The sequence below is a fragment of the Nakamurella sp. GG22 genome, assembly GCF_052976845.2.
This window is the reverse complement of the sequence record NZ_JBRIIO020000001.1, coordinates 399,944-417,780: the sequence shown is the minus strand read 5'-3', so window position 1 is coordinate 417,780 and position 17,837 is coordinate 399,944. Positions and strand designations below refer to the sequence as shown.

11 protein-coding genes are annotated in these 17,837 nt (G+C 69.5%); 5 read left to right on the top strand and 6 right to left on the bottom strand.

Annotated features, from left to right (window positions below; translation table 11 throughout):
- Window positions 1-23 precede the first annotated feature (23 nt).
- Window positions 24-5,603 carry an ATP-binding protein gene (locus ACVBEQ_RS01910; RefSeq protein ID WP_447151713.1) on the bottom strand — a complete coding sequence of 1,860 codons (5,580 nt, stop codon included), beginning with the start codon at window positions 5,601-5,603 and terminating at the stop codon, window positions 24-26.
- Window positions 5,604-6,239: 636 nt separating this feature from the next.
- Here ACVBEQ_RS01910 and ACVBEQ_RS01905 point away from each other — a divergent pair.
- From ACVBEQ_RS01905 to ACVBEQ_RS01895, 3 genes are read left to right on the top strand one after another with little or no spacing between them, the layout of a single operon-like run.
- Window positions 6,240-7,082 carry an SDR family oxidoreductase gene (locus ACVBEQ_RS01905; RefSeq protein WP_447151712.1) on the top strand — a complete coding sequence of 281 codons (843 nt, stop codon included), beginning with the start codon at window positions 6,240-6,242 and terminating at the stop codon, window positions 7,080-7,082.
- 52 nt (window positions 7,083-7,134) lie between these two features.
- Entirely contained in the window at window positions 7,135-7,371 is a 237-nt protein-coding gene (locus ACVBEQ_RS01900) for a FitA-like ribbon-helix-helix domain-containing protein (protein ID WP_447151711.1), read from the top strand.
- The gene (locus ACVBEQ_RS01895; protein WP_447151710.1) at window positions 7,368-7,766 is read left to right on the top strand and encodes a type II toxin-antitoxin system VapC family toxin; all 399 of its coding nucleotides are present in this window, start codon (window positions 7,368-7,370) and stop codon (window positions 7,764-7,766) included. Before ACVBEQ_RS01900 ends, ACVBEQ_RS01895 begins: the two co-directional genes overlap by 4 nt.
- On the opposite strand, the gene ACVBEQ_RS01890 is transcribed toward ACVBEQ_RS01895, so the two are convergent.
- Window positions 7,750-9,147, bottom strand: a complete 1,398-nt coding sequence (locus ACVBEQ_RS01890; protein WP_447151709.1) for a pyridoxal phosphate-dependent decarboxylase family protein — start codon at window positions 9,145-9,147, stop codon at window positions 7,750-7,752. The genes ACVBEQ_RS01895 and ACVBEQ_RS01890 overlap by 17 nt on opposite strands.
- Before the next feature lie 155 nt (window positions 9,148-9,302).
- Here ACVBEQ_RS01890 and ACVBEQ_RS01885 point away from each other — a divergent pair, with 155 nt between their 5' ends.
- Window positions 9,303-11,189, top strand: coding sequence for an ABC transporter ATP-binding protein (locus tag ACVBEQ_RS01885; protein WP_447151708.1), 1,887 nt, complete (start codon window positions 9,303-9,305; stop codon window positions 11,187-11,189).
- A gap of 3 nt (window positions 11,190-11,192) precedes the next feature.
- On the opposite strand, the gene ACVBEQ_RS01880 is transcribed toward ACVBEQ_RS01885, so the two are convergent.
- The 4 genes from ACVBEQ_RS01880 to ACVBEQ_RS01865 all read right to left on the bottom strand — a co-directional run bounded on the left by ACVBEQ_RS01880 (window position 11,193) and on the right by ACVBEQ_RS01865 (window position 15,008).
- On the bottom strand, window positions 11,193-11,360 hold the full coding sequence (locus ACVBEQ_RS01880; protein ID WP_473163154.1) for a hypothetical protein: 168 nt from the start codon (window positions 11,358-11,360) through the stop codon (window positions 11,193-11,195).
- Window positions 11,357-14,131 carry an AfsR/SARP family transcriptional regulator gene (locus tag ACVBEQ_RS01875; protein ID WP_447151706.1) on the bottom strand — a complete coding sequence of 925 codons (2,775 nt, stop codon included), beginning with the start codon at window positions 14,129-14,131 and terminating at the stop codon, window positions 11,357-11,359. The genes ACVBEQ_RS01880 and ACVBEQ_RS01875 overlap by 4 nt, the downstream gene beginning before the upstream one ends.
- A gap of 33 nt (window positions 14,132-14,164) precedes the next feature.
- Complete coding sequence (locus ACVBEQ_RS01870) at window positions 14,165-14,305, bottom strand: hypothetical protein (RefSeq protein ID WP_447151705.1); 141 nt, start codon at window positions 14,303-14,305, stop codon at window positions 14,165-14,167.
- Between the two features lie 142 nt (window positions 14,306-14,447).
- Window positions 14,448-15,008 carry a GNAT family N-acetyltransferase gene (locus ACVBEQ_RS01865; RefSeq protein WP_447151704.1) on the bottom strand — a complete coding sequence of 187 codons (561 nt, stop codon included), beginning with the start codon at window positions 15,006-15,008 and terminating at the stop codon, window positions 14,448-14,450.
- A gap of 236 nt (window positions 15,009-15,244) precedes the next feature.
- On the opposite strand from ACVBEQ_RS01865, the gene ACVBEQ_RS01860 reads away from it, so the two are divergent.
- Window positions 15,245-17,833, top strand: coding sequence for a bifunctional FO biosynthesis protein CofGH (locus ACVBEQ_RS01860; protein ID WP_447151703.1), 2,589 nt, complete (start codon window positions 15,245-15,247; stop codon window positions 17,831-17,833).
- Window positions 17,834-17,837: the final 4 nt, after the last annotated feature.

Genomic DNA, 17,837 nt, shown 5'->3' with positions numbered 1-17,837 from the left:
TGACCCCTCCGCACGGTGAGGGGTCAGCTACTCCTGGCCATCCCGCGTTCGACGGCCTTGATCAGATATGGCCGCAACTGCACGGCCGGAATGATGGTGTGCACGGAGCCGACCTGGCGGGCGCGTTCGATGTTGTGGATCTGTTCGTATTCGGCCGCGACCTCACCGAGCTTCTCCGACCGCACGATGCTGCGCATTTCAGCGAGTTGGGCCCGGAGTTCGCCTCGTTTCGCGTCGTCGGCGGCGCCGGCGATGTCGGACTCGAGTTCCTTGATCCGCTTGTCGTTGGCGGTCCGGGTGTTCACGTCCCGGGTGAAGACCACCGCGGCTGCGGGCGCGCCACCGATCACCGAGGCGAACGATCCCTCGACTGCGATGACCTCCATGTTCTCGTTGAGCGCGCCGGCGAACACCACGAACGCACCGCCGTGCAGTCGGGAGACGACGCAGAAGATGATCGGGCCGTCGAAATTGACGATGGATCGGCCGATCTCGGCCCCGAACTCCAACTGCGAGTTGCGCGCTGATTCCGGTGAGCCGTCGAATCCGGACAGGTTTGCCAATACCACCAGCGGGCGACTGCCGGAGGCCGCGTTGATCGCCCGTACCGTCTTCTTCGACGACTTCGGGAACATGGTTCCCGCGGTGAACCGGTCCGGCCCGTCGGCCGGGATGGAACCGCGTCGCGGAATGTTGCGCGCTTCGATCCCGACGATGACGACCGGATACCCGCCGAGGTGCGCGTCGACCACGACGGAGGTGTCGGCATCGGCCATTCCCGCCCACCGCTCCAGGGTTTGATGGTCCTGGTCGGTGACTGCGTGGATGACCGTTCTGATGTCGAAGGGCTTCTTCCGGTCCTTGTTGGTCTCCGCCGAGAAGATCTCTCCCACCGTGGTGAACGGGCTGTCCGGGTGGATGTGCGGGAAGGTCCGCACGTCCCGGTCCAAGGGGTCCGTGGTCTTCGCCCGGCGCGGGTACCGCTCCCCGGGGGCGACGTAGGCGTGGTCGTAATGGGCGAACAGGATCTCCGTGGCTGCGGTGAGGTTCGGTGCCCAGTACTGGGCTGCACCGTTCGGGCCCATGACCCGGTCGTAGCCGCCGAGACCGAAGTTGTCCTCCGCCGAAACGCCGCCGGAGTAGTCCAGCGACATCTTTCCGGTCAGCACCATGGCGCTGGTCGGCGTCATGACCAAGATGCCCTTGGTGTGCGGCAAAACCGTGGCTTCGGCGTTCCAGTACGGCTGGGCACCGACGTTGATCCCGGCCACGATGACATTGATCTCGCCGCCGGCTTGGGTGAACGTGATGATCCGGCGCAGCGCCCTGGCCACCGCGTCCATGTTCTCGGTGCCGGTATCCATCGAGATCTTTGCGCCGGAGGACAACGTGAACCACTCCACCGGGACGCTCAACTCCTCGGCGAGATCAACCGCCGCAACGACAGTCGCGCACTCCGGAACGGCCACCGTGCCGAGGGCCTTGGTGGGGTCGCCGAACATCGCGACTCTGGTCATGCCTTCGGGATACCTCTCGGTCGGCGTCGTGACCACCCCTGCCACCACCCCGACGGTGTTCTTGCCACGGGGCCGATCCACCGGGCCGAACACCCCGTCGGTGAAGTCGTATTCGGTGAAGCTGCCCGCTGGGCCGGTGAGCATCGGAACGATCTCGTACGGGTACAACGCGCCGCGCGCAGCAGACTGTTGCACCTTCTGGGTGTACTCGTCCAACGGGGCCAACGCCTCGGTCGGCGGATCGGACACCGTGACGGTCACCCCGGCACCGGCCCGATAGGCGAAGTGCAGGGCGACCTTCCGCACGGAGGACCTGCTTGCAGGGTCCGATGAATCGATACCGGAGGACCTGCTTGCAGGGTCCGATGAGTCGACACCGGAGGACCTGCTTGCAGGGTCCTTCATCCGGGCCATCACGGTGATCTCGACCAGCCCGGTGCCCGACGTCGTCGGCGCGCTCATCTGGGCGACCCCGGCGAGGTCGGTCAGCGGGACATCGATGGTCGGCCAGACGTGCAGGAAGACCTGGTTGTTGTCCAGTCGCCGTTTGCCGCTGTGCTGCGCCTTCGCCCGCCTGATGCTTTCCAGGCAGGCGGCGAGTACCCGTTCAGCGGCAGGGAACGAGACCACCTGACCGTCGGCGTCCCGCAACGGGGTGAGGTCCCTGACCGCGGCCAGCGCGACGAGCCGCTCGTCCGACGGGTTGCCCGGCGCCACGAGATGGGACAGGAAGGTGCCCTCCGCCGATGGCAACCGGGTGCCGGTGAAGTTCTTCAGCCGCCACAGATCCAGCCGTTGACCGGTCATCGGATGCATGTCCCGGATCACCCTTTCCTCCGACAGCCCGTCGGCGGACGGCCGGAAGGTGAACTGCTGCACCGGGACGTCGTCGACCGAAGCCACAATGACGGTGACCCGACGGCTGGCGGCGAGCGCGGGCTGGTGTTCCAGCGCGGCTTTCAAGGCCGTCGAGACCTGATCACCGTCGGCCGGAGCGTCCGGCCATGCCAGGTAGATGTCGATCACCACGTTCGCCGGATCGTTCGCTTTTTCCGCGAGCGCGCTGAGCGCAGCCGATGCGCCGGGCAGGTCGTTGTAGTCGGCGATCGACGCAACCAGCTCGCGGCGCTCCCCATTGAGTTCGAACAGCCCTGTGACATAGGGCCTGTCGTCCCGCCGGAAAGCCCTGACCTGCTCCAGCGTGCGTATCCGGTAGTACCTGCGGGTGATCGCCTCCAGCATCGCCTGCTGGCCGGGCCCCTTGGACGTGATCTGTTCGATCAGCACCGGGAGCAGCGGCTCGCGGATGGGGACAAGGGTGTTGACCAGTTCCGCATACCTGGCGGGGTTCGGATTCTCCGCCAGGTGCGCAAGCTGCTCGCGGACCTCGGCGTACACCTGGCTGCGGGCCCCGTCGATCAGCGGACGCTCGAATGTCTCGTACCGAATGCTGCTGGCCAGGTCTCCCAACACCGGATACCGCAGCCTGGTCGCCACCACCAGACGGTCGACGACCTCCCCGGCCGCCCGCTGCATGTCGCTGCCGACCTGCGGGACGGCGTTGCGCCACCGCTCGAGCAGCCTGGAGACGATCGGGATCTGGTCCGCGACCCGCTCCTGGGCCCGGAAGATGCGGAGCACCGCGTGCTCCAGCGCCGGGCTCGGCTTCAGATCGGTGACGCCGTAGTGTTCCAGCACCGCGGCGAGCCGGCTGCGGAACGCCTGCGGCAGTCCCTCCCGCTCCGGGTCGAGTGAGCGGAGGTAGGAGTGGAAGTACTCGCTCGGGCTGTGCACCCGCTCGTCACCGGCCTCCTCCGCACCGGCCGGTAGGTTCCGGGACAGCTCACAGATGTCGGTGAAGGTGGCGAGGACATCGAGCGACGCGGTCAACCGCTCATCGTCGATCGGGGGCACCTGGTCACGAAGGCGGTCGTAGTCCGCGAGTGCCTCTTTGGCTCGATCGGTGCTCACGTCGTAGCCCATCACCAGGGCACGCATCGTGGCCAGATCGGACAGCGCCTGCGCCCTCGCGTCCGGGGATCGGGTTGCACCCGCTGTGAACTCGACGGTGGGGGTGGTGCTGGCAGCGGCTCCGTCATCGATCCGGTCGATCCGCAGCAGCTCGCCGCCGCGGTCGACCTGGGAGTTCACCCCGGCCAGGATCTCCCGCACCCGGCCCGCGTAGGGCGCCTTGACCGGGGACTCCATCTTCATGCTTTCCAGGATCATCACGGTATCGCCGGCATCGACGTCGGTGCCTGCGGCCGCGCGGACGGCGACCACCACCGCCGGAGCGGGCGACCGGACAACGCCACTCTCGTCCCGGCTGACCCGATGACTGACGCTGTCCACCTCGACCCGGTGACCGTGCGGGGTGCTCGACGCGACGATGTGATGCTGCCGGTCACCCAGGCTCAGCCGGGTCTCGAACGTGCTCTTCCGGTCGATCTCAACGTCGACGACGGTCTCTCCGCCGTCGTATCTGGCATCGACGATTCCGACCCGGAAGTGTTTCGGGCTGATCCGGGCGACGTTCAGGCCGTAGGTCTGATGCTGATAGCCGAGCTCGATCCTGCGACCGACAGTGTGGTCGGCACGGGGCCGACCACCACGTGCGGACCGGAGGAACGACTCGCGTTCCAGCGCCTCCTCGGCTTCGTAGACGTCGATACCCGCATACAGCAGTGCGACGTCCGCAAACGGTGCGACCGTTGACGTTTCGGTCAACCCGGCCCGGTCCAGCCAACCGGTATCCGCGGTGCCGTTGATCACCTCGGGGTGATCGAGCAGCCCCAACAGGAACGACTTGGTGGACGTCCCGTTCTTCACCACGACGGCCGTCCCGCGCAGCGCGACGCGCAGCCGGGCCATCGCCTCGGCTCGATCCCGGCCCCAGGCGCTGATCTTGGCGATCGTCGATCCGTAGTCAGTAATGATCTCGTCGCCGGTGGCGATTCCGGTGTCCACCCGGATGCCCGGCCGGTTCGGCAGCGTCAGCAACTCCACCTTCCCCGGGGACGGGGCGAAGCCGCTGTCGGCGTCCTCCGCGCTCAGCCGGGCCTCGATGGCATATCCGGAGTTCGGTGGCGGGTCGCCTATCAGCCGATGGCCATCGGCCACCATGATCTGCAGCTTCACCAGGTCGAGCCCGGTGCACAGTTCGGTGATCGGATGCGCCGCCTGGAGCCGGGTGCTCACCCCGAGCAGGGCGAAAACCCTTTCGTCGGGCTGGTACAGGAATTTCACCGTGCCGGCGCCGCGGTAATCGGCCGCCTTGACCAGGGCGACCGCACTGCGCCGCAGGTCGGTTTCCTGCTGCTCGGTGAGCGCGGGCGAGCCGGATTCCGCGATCAGCTGCTGGTTGCCGCGCTGGATGGAGCAGTCCCTGATGCCGGGCGCCCATACGTTGCCGTGGTTGTCGGCGATGACCTGGACCTCGAGGTGCCGTCCGCCGACGATCAGCTTCTCCATGAGGATGGCGTCGTCGTCGAACGCCTTGTGCGCTTCCGACCGGGTGCGCTCGATCGCCTTTTCGAGCTCGCTGGGGTGCACGACCGTCCGGATGCCGCGGCCGCCTTTGCCGCTGCGGGCCTTGAGGATCAGCGGGTAGCCGATGACCTCGGCGTGCTCCAGCGCGGAGGCCATATCCTCCACCGGACCTCGGCTCCAGGGCGCCACCGGCACGTTGGTCGCCTCGGCCAGAAACCTGACCTGCATCTTGTCGCGGAGCGTGCGCATCGCGGCGGCCGGCGGGCCGATGAACCTCACCCCGATGCGGTTGCACACCTCGACGAAGCCGGCGTCCTCGGACACAAACCCCCAACCGGGCCAGCAGGCATCGACCTCGGCTGCGATCATCGCCCGTTCCAGCTCTGCATGGTCCAGGTACGGATTGCCCACCTCGCCACTTCCCCGCAGCAGCACACGCTCGTCGGCCAACCGGACGAACAACGCGCCGCGTTCAGCCCGGGAATGCAGCGCGATCACCTTGATGGCGTACCCGAATTCCGCGTTCAGTTCCCGAACCGCTTGAATAAATCTGACCGCCGGTTCGCCTCTATTGATCACCGCGATGCGCGAAAACATTCTGTGGTTCCTCCATCTTCGTCATACGACACTTTTTCGTGGTCAATAGATTGACGTCGAATGTGAGGTTTCGCTATCCGTCGGGTGCAGCTCGACGCGCCCTGCCTTGATGCGCCTTGTGGACCGACCCGATGCCCAGCACGATGGTGCAGATGATGATCGGGCCGATCATCATCTTGATCAGGTTCACGAACGCGGTGCCGAGGACAGCCGGCCCAGCGGCTTGTCGGCCGAAGATGCCCGACCGCCGTGCCCGCAACCACCGCAACGATGACCCCCACGCACAGCCGGTGCCTGCTGATGTTCTTGCGCGTGCGGGGTATGTCCGTCCCGGCATCCTGCGACGTGACAGGTCCAGTCGGCATCGGCTCTCCTGCGTCTGCGGGGATCGGCGGCAATCGGCTGGAGCAACTATGACCGCCACGGAGACCCACGTCTCAACAAGACGACAACGAGACCGGCCTTGCTCCACTGAGGCCGAACGCGGCCTGCTCGCGAGGGCGGCCTGGTCAAGTGTCACCCGCGCCGCCGCAGCACGGACGACCCTGTCGGTGCAAGGGTGTGGAGAGGGGCCCAGTGGGACTGATTTGTCAGGCGAGATGAAAGGTCGACATGGTCACCTGCAACACCGCGCCGATGACGGGCAAGATCGTCGTGGTCACCGGGGCCACCGGCGGCATTGGCAGGGCGACGGCGATGGGCCTCGCTGGTCTCGGCGCGCGAATCGCGATCACCGGACGGAATGCCGGACGTGCGGAGGCGGCCGCGAGCGAGATCCGCGCCGGCCACGCCGACGCCGATGTCGACGTCTTCGTCGCGGACATGTCGTCGCTGCGGGAGGTGCGCCGGCTGGCAACGGAACTGGCGGGCAGGTACGCCCGAATCGACGTCCTGGTCAACAACGTCGGCGGGTATTGGAATCACCGTCAGGTCACCGTTGACGGCCTGGAGCGGACGTTCGCGCTGAACCATCTGGCCCCCTTCCTGCTGACGAACCTGCTGCTGGAGCGGTTGACCGCGGGCGCCCCGGCCAGGGTGGTGACCGTGTCCTCCAACGCGCAGGCATTGGGCCGCATCGACTTCGACGACCTGCAGGCTGAGCGGTCGTATTCCGGCGCGCGCGCCTACAACCAATCCAAACTCGCCAACCTGTTGTTCAGCTACGAACTGGCCCGCAGGCTCGCCGGCCGCGGCGTCACCGCCAACGCGTTGCACCCGGGGGTGGTCCGCACCGGGTTCGGTTCGGAGGACCCCGGCTGGCTGCAGAAGCTGATCATGCCGGTCGGCCGGCTGCTGCTGAAGAGCCCGGAGCAGGGCGCGGAGACGTCGATTTACCTGGCGTCGTCACCGGAGGTCGAGGGTGTGACCGGCCGGTTCTTCGTCAACAGCAAGCGGAAGAAGTCGGCCCCGCAGAGCTACGACCGGGATGACGCCCTGCGGCTGTGGGAGGTCAGCACGGAGTTGGTCGGCGGCATCTGAGCTGCCGCGACGTTCTAGCGCTGAATCAGCGCAACCGCGCTAGTATCGACTGGTGGCGACCATTCAGATTCGTGATCTTCCGGAGGAGACGTACGAGACGATTCGCCGACGGGCGCGAGCGGCCGGACAGTCGATTCAGGCGTATATGCGCGAGCAGGTGGTCGAACTCGCTCAGCGGCGCACCAAGGCGGAAGCCTGGGCCGCGGTCGAGGCGGCCATGACGGCGGGGGACCACCCCGGATCGACATTGGAGAGCATCGTCGGCGATCTCGACGCGGACCGTCGGTGACGGATCTGGTGATAGATGCGTCAGCGCTGGCCTTCGCATTGATCGGTGTGTCTCCAGAGGCCGCCGACCTCCGCGCCCGGCTGATGGTCACGCAGTGCCATGCGCCGCACCTGATCGACGCCGAACTGGGCAACGTCCTGCGCCGACGGGTCCGGATGGGCGATATCACCTCCGACCAGGCGCTGGTCGCGCTCGCCACGGCAACGGACGCGGTCGACCATCGCTACTCGCACGCCGGGGCTCTCGCCGCAGTTGCCTGGAGTCTGCGGGACAACCTGTCGTTCTACGACGGCTTGTACGTCGCACTCGCTGCGCGCCTGGACATCCCGTTGCTCACCGGCGACCGGCGAATCGGTAAGGCGCCCGGACTGCCCTGCGTCATCCAGACGCTCTGACCTCCTGAGCCACCCGCAGGATCGCGGCCACCGACCGGTCGACGTCCTGCTCGGTCGTCGACCAGTTCGAGACCGAGACGCGCATCAGCCGGCGGCCCCGCCAGGTGGTGCCGCCCAGCCAGCAGGTCCCGTCCCGCTGCACGCCCTCGACCGTCGCGTCGGTGTCCGCGTCCGACCCGAAGCTGACCAGCACCTGGTTCAGCACCACGTCGTTGACCACCTCGGCGCCGCCGGCCGACAGCCCGGCGGCGAACCGCCGGGCGAGCCGGCAGCACCGGTCGACCAGTTCGGCGACGCCGTCGCTGCCGAGTTCCCGCAGCGCGGCCCACACCGTGAAACCTCTTGCCCTGCGGGAGGACTCGAGGACGTAATCGGACGGAGAGTGCACAGCGCCGGAGCCGACGAGGTAGGAAGCGGTGTAGGACGCGGCCGCTGCGTGCGCCGCCGGATGGGCGGAGAAGACGAAGCCGGAGTCGTAGGGGACGTTGAGCCACTTGTGCCCGTCGCACGCCCACGAATCGGCGAGTTCGATGCCGTCGACCAGCGCCGCGGTGGGCGGACTGGCCGCCGCCCACAGCCCGAAGGCGCCGTCCACATGGACCCAGCCGCCGTGCGCCTTCACCAGTTCGCAGCCGGCCCGCAGGTCGTCACAGGCCCCGGTGTTGACGTTGCCCGCCTGCAGGCAGACCACCGTCGGGCCGGCCGGCCGGGAGTGCAGAACCCTTGCCAGGTCGGCGATGTCGATGGCGCCGTTGGAGTCGGCCAGTACCGGCTCGACACTGTTGTTGCCCAGACCCAGCAGCCGCAACGATCGGTCGATGGTGGCGTGCCGCTCGATGCTCGCCAGCACCCGCAAGGGCGGCGCACCGGCCAGGCCGTCCTGCTCGACGTCCCACCCGGCCTGTTCGAGGGCGGCGTGACGCCCGGTGGCAAGGCCCACCGTGTTGGCGGCCTGCGCGCCGGTGACGAACCCGACCGATGCGGTCGGCGGGATGCCCAGGAGCTCCTTGAGCCAGCCGCCGGCGACCTCCTCGGCCACGCTCGCGGCCGGGCTCGTCAACGCGTTGAACGCCAACTGGTCCCAGCCGACGGCCATCATGTCAGCTGCCGTCGCGGCCGGCAGCGACCCACCGACGACGAACCCGAAGAACCGTGGCCCGGCCGCGGCGACCAGGCCGGGCTCGGCCGCACGGATCAACTCTTCCAGCACCTGACCGGCCGGCGTGGGACCGGCAGGGAGGGGGCCGCCGAAGGCTGCGCGCAATTCGGCGGCACCGATCGTCGGTGCGACTCGCCGTTCGGTCAGGGAGGCGCGGTACTCGGCAGCGGCGTCGGCGGCGCGGGACAGCAGGGCCGGCAACGCATCGGGCTCGTTCTGCACGGTCACGCACGCTACGCCCGACTGCCGTCCTCGGCTTGACCTCAACCGTGGTTCAGCTTCTACCGTCGGGTCTGCCGTCACGATGCTCGATGAGTTCGGCGGCGGCCGGAGGTCACCCTTTCATTGCGATTCATGACAGGAACTGGAGGTGCCCCATGGACATGGAGGTCACCGCATGGAATTCGCTCTACACGACGATGACCGCGCAGGAGGAGCGCCGGCCGATCTCCAAGGCGACCCTCCGCCGGATCGCCACCTTCGCCCGGCCGCATCGCCGGCAGCTGTCCTGGTTCCTGCTGCTCAGCGTGGTCACCGCCGCGCTGGCGGTCGCCACTCCGGTGCTGGCCGGCCAGGTCGTCGACGCCATCGTCGGCGGGTCGGAGCCCTCGGTGGTGGTTCGGATCGCGGTGCTGATCGCGGTGATCGCTGTGCTGGAGGCGGGCCTGGGCCTGTTGACCCGGTGGTTCTCGGCGAGCATCGGTGAGGGCCTGATCCTGGACCTGCGGCGCGCGGTCTTCGACCATGTGCAACGCATGCCGATCGCCTTCTTCACCCGTACCCGGACAGGTGCGCTGGTCAGCCGGCTCAACAACGACGTGATCGGCGCGCAGCGCGCCTTCAGCGACACCCTGTCCGGGGTGGTCGGCAACCTGGTCACGCTGGTGCTGACGCTGGTGGTGATGATCGGCATCTCCTGGCAGATCACCCTGCTCGCCCTGCTTCTGTTGCCGGTCTTCGTGCTGCCCGCCCGTCGGATGGGGACGAAGCTCGCCCGGCTCGAACGGGAGGCAGCCAATCTCAACTCGGCGATGAGTACCCAGATGACGGAACGCTTCTCGGCTCCCGGGGCGACGCTGGTGAAGCTCTTCGGCCGGCCCGCCCGGGAGTCCGCGGAGTTCGCCGCGCGGGCTGACCGGGTGCGGGACATCGGCGTCAAGACCGCGATGGTGCAGTGGGTGTTCATCACGGCGCTGACCCTCGTGTCGGCCCTGGCGCTGGCCCTGGTCTACGGCCTCGGCGGCGTCTTCGCCCTCGCCGGGACGCTGGACGCCGGTGCCGTCGTCTCTCTCGCGCTGTTGCTGACCAGGCTGTACGCCCCGCTGACCGCACTGGCCAGCGCCAGGGTGGAGGTGATGAGCGCGCTGGTCAGCTTCGAGCGGGTCTTCGAGGTGCTCGACCTGACCCCGCTGATCCAGGAGCGCTCCGGTGCGTCATCGGTCCCCGAGGGGCCCGTGACAGTGGAGTTCGATGACGTCCGGTTCGCCTACCCATCGGCCGACAAGGTGTCGTTGGCCTCGCTGGAGGAGGTCACGACGCTGGATACCCGCGGCGGGGTGGAGGTGTTGCACGGCGTGTCGTTCCGCGCCGAGCCGGGGAGGATGATCGCTCTCGTCGGAACGTCGGGCGCCGGGAAATCGACCATTGCGCAACTGGTTCCGAGGCTGTACGACCCCGACTCGGGAACCGTCCGGGTGTCCGGCGTCGACATCAGGGACCTGCGGACCGACTCGGTGCGCGACACGATCGGAATGGTCACCCAGGACGGCCACCTGTTCCACGAGTCGGTGCGGGCCAATCTCCTGCTGGCCCGCCCGGAGGCATCGGAGGAGGAACTGCTGGACGTACTCGAACGGGCCCGCCTCGGCCCGCTGGTCGCGTCGTTGCCGGACGGCCTGGACACCGTGGTGGGCGAGCGCGGGTACCGGCTCTCCGGCGGCGAGCGTCAGCGGCTGACCATTGCCCGGCTGTTGTTGGCCCGGCCCCGCGTGGTGCTGCTCGACGAGGCGACCGCGCATCTGGACTCGACGTCCGAGGCCGAGGTGCAGGCGGCGCTCGGCGAGGCGCTCGCCGGCCGGACGGCGATCGTCATCGCGCACCGGCTGTCCACTGTCCGGGCCGCCGACCAGATCCTGGTGGTCGAGGCCGGCCGGATCGTGCAGCGCGGCACCCACTCCGAGCTGCTGGCCCAGGGCGGCCGGTACGCCGAGCTGTACCGGACGCAGTTCGATCAGCAATCCGACAAGCCGGCCGTCCCGGTCTGAGCCTCACTGACGGCCGAGCGCGTCGTCCACGATGCGGCCGAGTCTGCGGGTCAGCGCGGCGTCCGACTCGGCGCCGACGCCGCCGACGCCGGGGTCCCCGGCCGCGTGCTGGGCCCGATCGACGGCCGCCTGCCATTCCAGGGACATCGGCACTGCCAGGCGCCGCGTCAACTCCCTCGCACCGGCCAGCAGCGGAGCGGCCGCCGGGTCGGCCTCAAAGGCCAAGACGCAACCGAGACCCAGCAGTACCTCGGCGCACTCCGGGTCCGCCGTGACCGGTCCGCCCCGACGCAGACTGTGCACGAACTCTCTCGCGCCCTGCCGAGCTCACCCGCACCGAGCGCGGCCCAGCCCAGGTTGACGGCGAACCGCAATGGCGCAGGGGTATCCCGGCCGCTGGTCTGCGGGAGATCCAGTGCTGCGGCGTCAAGAACCCCCAGGGCGTCGGAGAAACAGCCGAGATTGACCAGCGCCAGGGCGAGTTCCAGCGCCGCGGTCAGCCGCCGGGACGCCCAGGGCAGTTCCGGGAGCAGCTCTGTTGCGCGACTGGCCGCCGTGAGCGCGGTTGCCCGGTCGCCAATCACGGCGTGCGTGAGCGCCTGGGTGCTCAACGCATGGGCCAGGAACTGCGGGTCCCATCGTGCGGCGATCTGCACGGCGAGGTCGGCGTCGGCCGCGGCGGCCGCCGGATGCCCGCTCAGCCATTGCTCCACAGCCCGTACCCGATAGGCCGACACCACCGATTCGGTGTCCTCGGACGGATCGAGGATTGTGATGGCGGCCGAGGTGTCGGCGAGAACGACAGCGGGATCATGGTTCTCCAGCAGGGCCGCGCGCCTGACCTGCAGCCGGGCCCGTCCGCGGTCAGGCAGTGCGGGGCTGGCCAGGGCGGCCTCGAGCCACTTCGTCCCGGCCAGCCGCGCCCCGGACAGTTGCCAGTACTCGGCGAGCGTCAGGGCGAGGTCGGTTGCGGCCTCACCGTCACCGTCGGCCAACGCGGATGTGAGGGCCTGGAGGTAGTCCTCCTGATGCTCCCGGACGTCGTTGAACAAATCGTCGCTCCCGCGTTCACGGCTCCAGCGGCCGGCGAACCACTGCCGGTGCCGGACCCGCAGCCGGGCGAGCTCTGAAGCCGGGACCGCGTCGAGCGCGAGCCCGCGGACGACGGTGAGCAGCCGGAAATGCAGCCGTCCGGGATCGCGCCGATCGACCTGGACCAGGGCGTCGCGAACGAGCGTGGGCAGGGCCGCGTCGACATCCGCAGCCCTTTCGCCGTCGAGCGTCAGTATCGTCCGGACCGACTGGCGATCGAAGCTCCCGGCGAAGATACCCAGCCGCCGAAAGACTGTCTGCTGCAGCGGGTTGAGCCGCTCCAGACTTGTCGCGAACGTCGTCCGCAGGGAACGCTGCCGGCGCCGCCTGCTGCCTTCGGCCGGCACATCGAGCGGTGAACGGACCAGGTCGACGAGCTCGCCCAGGCTGCGTCCGGATCCCTGCCCGGCGGCCAGTTCGAGCGCCAACGGCAAACCGTCGACGCGCCGCGCGATCTCGGCCAGCATCGCGGTGCTTTGCACGTCGCGGTCGACAGGGACGGCCCGGTCGGCGAGGCGCTGCACCAGCATCTGCACCGCCGGTGCCTTCCACGGATCGGCGTCGGAGGCCGGGACGTCGAGCGGCTCCACCGGCCAGACCAACTCGCCCGGAACGCCCAGCGGTCGGCGCGACGACACGACGACCTGGGCCGCCGGGTTCCCCTCCAGGACGCTCATGGCCAGCGGTCCCAGCGCGTCGGCCACCACCTCCGCCTCGTCGACGAGCAGCAGCCAGGCGTCATCGGCGAGGGCCGCGACGAGTGACCGGACGGCCCCCCGCCGCGATACCTCGAGCCCGAGCGACGACGCCACCGTTTCCGCCAGTTCCGCCTCGTCGGCGGCCGTGACGGCGCCGAGCTCGCCGTACTCGATCGGCCGTCGGTCGCGGTAGTGGGCACCGATCTCCAGCAGCAGCCGGGTCTTTCCGACACCGCCGGGGCCGACCAGCGTGATCAGCCTGCGGCCTCGCTCGATTTCATCCATCAGGCCAGCGAGCACGCTCTTCCGGCCGATCAGCGTGGTGAGCGGCGCCGGCGGACGCCGCGGTTCCCGGGTCCGGGCCGGTGGACCGGACCGCGAAGAAGGTCTGGAAGCTCGGGGTCCGGCCGGTGACAGCGACGGATCCTGGCGCAGGATCAGGCTGTTGAGCCGGCTGATCGAGGGCCCGGGTTCGACGCCCAGCTCATCGCGCAGCGTACGGCGCAGGTCGCGGTAGATCGCGAGCGCCGCCGCCTGGCTGCCGCCCCGGTAGGCGGCGAGCATCGCGAGTTCGTGCCCGCGCTCGCGCAGCGGTTCGTCCCGCATGACGGCCGCCGCCAGAGCTCCCGCCTCGTCGGGCTCACCGGCCTCCGGGTGGTCCAACACCAGTTCTGCGAGCTCCTGCTGGGCGGCCACCCGGAGATCCAGCAGGCGGGCCCGGTCTGCATCGACGAGGTGCCCGGTCACCCCTGCGAACGGCTCCGGGCCGCGCCAGTCGGCGAGCGCCCGGCGGTACAGCGGGCACGCCGTGGTGACGTCATCGCGCCGCCTCGCCCGCCTGGCGGACTGCAGGTGGTCGGTGAACGTGTCGGCATCCGTGACGGTGCTCCGGCCGACCAGGTATCCCGCCTCTCGGCGCTCGACGGCCGCCGCCCCGCAGAGCCTGCGCAGCCGGGCCACGGCGGTGTGCACGACAGTCACGGTCATGCCGTTCTCGTTGCGCCACACGAGATCCAACAGTGTTTCGGGTGCTACGGGAGTTCCCCGACGCACCACCAGGGCGGCGAGCAGGTCGCGCTGCCGCCGGCCGGGGACGCTGACGGGACCGTCCTCGATCTCTACCAGCAGCGGGCCCAGGACTCCCACTCGCATCCCGGTATCGAATCACAAAACGGATGCGGCCCCTCAGCCCCAGCGGATCTCGTGGATCTGATCGTCGGTGCCCCGGTAGACGACCCGGCAGCTGGCCGATCCCGGTAGTGCGACGAACACCGGGTCGTCGGCGGCCACGGGCGCCAGCGCAGCTGCGGCGCGACCACCCGCCATGACCCGTCATCGGCTCGGAGCGCGATGTCGATACAGCTGACGTTCGAGCGGTGAACCGGTCAGCGCGAAGCCGACGCTCACCCGGCTCGTGGCGGTGGTCAGCTGCAATCCGCCGGGGTGCACCCGGACGTCGACATGCATCTCAGGCCATCGTTCCGGCCAACAGGGCAGCGGGGTGCAACCGGAACTGGTCCGGATCGTCCGCCGCCTGCTCAGCACCCAGCGACAGCAACCGGTCGCGGAGCCGACCCTGCGCGGCGGCGACCCAGCAGGTGAAGCACTCGATCCCGGCGTCCAACGCGGAGCGTGCCGCGGCCGCCGTCAACCGGCGGCCGATCCCGCGGCCGTGCACCGCGTCGATCACCTCCAGCGCGATCTCGGCGTGGGCGCGGTGGTGGCGGTGCCGGATCCAGCGCACGATGCCCACCGGGTCCCCGTCGATCTCGGCTGCCAGCGCCACGTGCGACCCGGGCCTGAGGTCCACCAGCGCCTGCACTGTCGACGCCGACAGCACGGGTGCTGCCCGTTGGTAACGCAGGAACCTCGACTGCGGCGACAGGCCCTCGAACACCCGCCGGAGCGGGGCGTCCTCCGCGGGTCGCAGTGGGCGAATCCGGAGGCGGCCGAGCGAGTGTGCGCGGTCCGGTTCGAGGGGTTCGTCAGCGGTCGGGACGGGGGCGATGCGTGCACTGCATGTGGGCATGGCGGCCTTCCGGAGATGTCGGGTTCCGGACCACCGTCGTCGCCGGGTCTGCCGTGGGTCTGCCGTGGATCTGCCGTGGACCTGCCGTCGAACTGTTCTGCCCCGCCGCTGACGTGGGGACGGTCGGGCTGGGTAACCGCAACGCCTACCCTGGTCCGGACAGCCACGGCGCCGTGGTCGACGTTCGAAGGACGACCCTGGGCCCTCGCGCCCCGGCACGCGCGACAAGGAGACACATGTCTGACGAGCCGATCGATCGCCCCCGTCCGCCGGCGCCCGGTCCGTCGGCCATGCGCCGCGCGCTGCGGCGGGCGCGGGACGGTGCCGTGCTGGACGTCACCGAGGCAGGCGTTCTGTTGCATGCGACCGGCGACGACCTGGCCGATCTGTGCGCGAGCGCGGCGAGGGTGCGGGACGCGGGCCTTGCCAACGCCGGCCGTCCCGGCGTCATCACGTACTCCCGCAAGGTGTTCATCCCGCTCACCCGGCTCTGCCGCGACCGCTGTCACTACTGCACGTTCGTCACCGTCCCGGGCCGGCTGCCTGCCGCGTATCTCACCCCGGACGAGATCCTGGAGATCGCCCGGCAGGGCGCGGCACTCGGCTGCAAGGAAGCCCTGTTCACCCTCGGCGACCGACCCGAGGACCGCTGGCCGCAGGCCCGCGAGTGGCTGGACAGCCACGGCTACGACAGCACGCTGGCCTACCTCCGGGCGATGGCGATCCGGGTGCTGGAGGAGACCGGGCTGCTGCCGCACCTCAACCCCGGGGTCATGACGTGGCAGGAGATGCAGCGACTCAAGCCGGTCGCCCCCTCGATGGGGATGATGCTGGAGGCCACGTCGACGGAGATCTTCACCAACCCGTCCGGCGCGCACTTCGGTTCTCCCGACAAGGACCCGGCCGTGCGGCTGCGGGTCCTCGAGGACGCCGGCCGCAGCACCATCCCGTTCACCACCGGCGTGCTGGTCGGCATCGGCGAGACGATCGCCGACCGCGCGGAATCGTTGTTCGCGATCCGCAAGGTCGCCCGGCAGTACGGCGCGATCCAGGAAGTGATCGTGCAGAACTTCCTGGCCAAGCCGGACACCGCCATGAGGTCGGCCCCCGACGCGGGACGTGATGAGTATCTGGCCACCATCGCGGTCGCGAGAATGGTGCTGGGGCCAGCGATCTGTATTCAGGCACCACCCAACCTGTCGGCGCCGGAGGAGCTGGCCGGGCTGCTGGCAGCGGGCATCGACGACTGGGGCGGGGTGTCGCCGCTGACACCGGATCACGTCAACCCGGAACGGCCGTGGCCCCAACTGGATGCGCTGGCCGCCATGACCGCCGCGGAGGGCTTCACCCTGCGTGAGCGGCTCACCGCCCACCCCTCGTACGTGCTCACCGGTGAGCCATGGCTCGACCCCAGGGTGCTGCCGCACGTCACCGCGCTCGCCGACCCGCAGACCGGGCTGGCCGTGGAAGGCGCTGTGCCGCAGGGTCTTCCGTGGCAGGAGCCGGATCCCGACTGGGGCTCCGCCGGGCGACTGGACCTGCACACCGCCATCGACACCGAGGGCCGCCGCACCGAGACCCGCAGCGACTTCGACGCCGCCTACGGCGACTGGAACGTGCTCCGCGAGGAAGTCTCGGCGCGACCGTCACGGGCCCCCGTCGCCGTCCTGGACGCCGACGTGCGCGCGGCTCTGCGGGCGGCCGAACGGGATCCCGCGGGGCTGACCGACCGGCAGGCGCTGGACCTGATGCAGGCCGATGGCGCGGAACTCGACGCGCTCTGCGCGCTGGCCGACGACATCCGGCGTGACGTCGTCGGGGACGACGTCACCTACGTGGTGAACCGGAACATCAACTTCACCAACGTCTGCTACACCGGCTGCCGGTTCTGTGCCTTCGCGCAGCGCCGCACCGACGCCGACGCCTTCACCCTGTCGCTGGAGGAGGTCGGCAAGCGCGCCGACGAGGCGTGGGAGGTCGGCGCCACCGAGGTCTGCCTGCAAGGCGGCATCCACCCCGACCTGCCGGGCACCGCCTATTTCGACATCGCCGCCGAGATCCGGCGCCGGCAACCGGATCTGCACATCCACGCCTTCTCACCGATGGAGATCGTCAACGGCGCCTCCCGGACGGGCCTGTCCATCCGGGACTGGCTGGTGAAGGCCCGCGAGTCCGGCCTGAACTCGATCCCGGGCACCGCCGCCGAGATCCTCGACGACGACGTCCGGTGGATCCTGACCAAGGGCAAGCTGCCGACCGCCTCCTGGATCGAGGTGGTCAGCACCGCGCACGAGGTCGGGCTGCCGTCCAGTTCGACGATGATGTACGGGCACGTCGACACCCCGGCGCATTGGGTCGCGCACCTGAAGCTGCTGGCCCGGATCCAGGACAGCACAGGCGGTTTCACCGAGTTCGTGGCGCTGCCGTTCGTGCACCAGAACTCGCCGATCTACCTCGCCGGGGTGGCCTCGGCCGGGCCGTCGCTGCGGGACAACCGCGCTGTGCACGCGATGGCCCGCCTGCTGCTGCACGGCCGCATCGACAACATCCAGACGTCCTGGGTGAAGCTCGGTACCGAGGGGTGCCGGGCGGTCCTGCAGGGTGGAGTCAACGACCTCGGCGGCACGCTGATGGAGGAGACCATCTCGAGAATGGCCGGCTCCCAACATGGTTCGGCCAAGACCGTGGCGGACCTGGAGGCGATCGCCGCCGCCGCCGGCCGCCCCGCCCGGCAACGCACCACGACCTACGGCGAGGTGCCTGCCGAGCGGGTGACCGCCGGCCGGCGGGGCGGCCGACTACGGCTGCCGATCAGCGCCGGCTGAGCAG